This is a genomic window from Streptomyces sp. WM6386 (assembly GCF_000972385.1).
Classification (GTDB): Bacteria; Actinomycetota; Actinomycetes; order Streptomycetales; family Streptomycetaceae; genus Streptomyces.
The window spans coordinates 1-1,185 of record NZ_JXTE01000198.1; the positions used below are offsets into that span (position 1 = coordinate 1).

2 protein-coding genes are annotated in these 1,185 nt (G+C 66.2%); both read right to left on the reverse strand.

Annotated elements, in window-relative coordinates; genetic code table 11:
• A partial coding sequence (locus TN53_RS48790; RefSeq protein WP_046263917.1) for an AfsR/SARP family transcriptional regulator occupies positions 1–182 on the reverse strand: 182 nt, incomplete at its 3' end.
• A 556-nt stretch (positions 183–738) separates the two neighbouring features.
• A partial coding sequence (locus TN53_RS40705) for an AfsR/SARP family transcriptional regulator (RefSeq protein ID WP_046263918.1) occupies positions 739–1,185 on the reverse strand: 447 nt, incomplete at its 5' end.

A 1,185-nucleotide genomic window follows, 5' to 3' on the forward strand; every position in this document is an offset into this window, starting at 1 on the left:
GTGGTGAGCGCGCTCTGCGGTGGTTCGGTTCCCCAGATTTCTTCCATGAGCATGGGGACAGGCATCACCCGTCCGGGGTAGAGAGCGAGCAGGGAAAGAATCTGCCGCGGCTTACCGGCCGTCGGGACAATCGACCCCCCGTTGACCTCGGCACTCAACGGACCCAGAACTTGAATCTTCACTGCTTTCCTCCGTACCTCGTCGAGTTCCTCTCGTGGCTGAATTCCGTCACCGTTAGCACACTAGCCGGATTCGCGCCACACCCGACTTTCCTCAACCGGAGCTTGAGGGTGTTTCAACTGAAGGCCACAGTCCGGAAATTGATCCACTCAAGGGCATGTAAACGACGACTGGAAGTAAGGGTGCCCGCATTATCACAGAACGATCCGCCGGGTTACCTTTTCCATTGAATTCCGTTGCTGAGAACCCGAATTACGGAAGGCACGGCACCGTTTCGACGAAGGGGCCGTATCGGCCCGATGCCGCCCCTCCCCGGGCAGCGGGCCGGGGCGTTCGGGCGAGCAAGCCGCGTCTCGGCGGCACGATGACGTCCGGGCGGGGGCGAGAGGTGCGACGGGGCCCGGTGGGCATCACGGGCGTCACGAGGACATGTGTCACGGCATCGGCCGGACGAGGCGGCAGGCAGGGCCTCGCGTTCGGGCCCACACATGCCGCTTCCCAAGGCGTCGGCGAACCGGACGGACCGGCTGCGCGAAGACCCTGGGAAGAGGGTGGCACTCAACTCGTGGGAACGAGGCGCTCCTTGCCGGTCTTGGGGGCCGGCACCGTGGTCTCGGGGTTGGCTGTGAGAATGGACCGCTGCAGACGCCGCAGCCCTGCCGACGGCTCCAGACCGAGGTCCCGGACGAGCGTGGCGCGCAGCCGCTGGTAGACCTCCAGGGCCTCTCCGCGCCGCCCGGAGCGGTACAGCGCGAGCATGAACTGGCCGTGCAGGCTCTCATGAGTCCGGTAACGATTCCCCAGAACCGTCCGCTTGGCCAGCAGCTCCCGGGGGCGCCCCAGTCGCAGATCCGCCTCGATGCGCTGGTCCAGCGCACACAGCCGGCTCTCCTCAAGACGCTTGATCTCCATGTCCAGCTGCGCCCCGGCCTGGACGTCCGCGAAGGCGGTGCCGGACCACAGCATCAGCGCTTCCCGCAACTGCCGCGCGGCACCGGGGAAGTC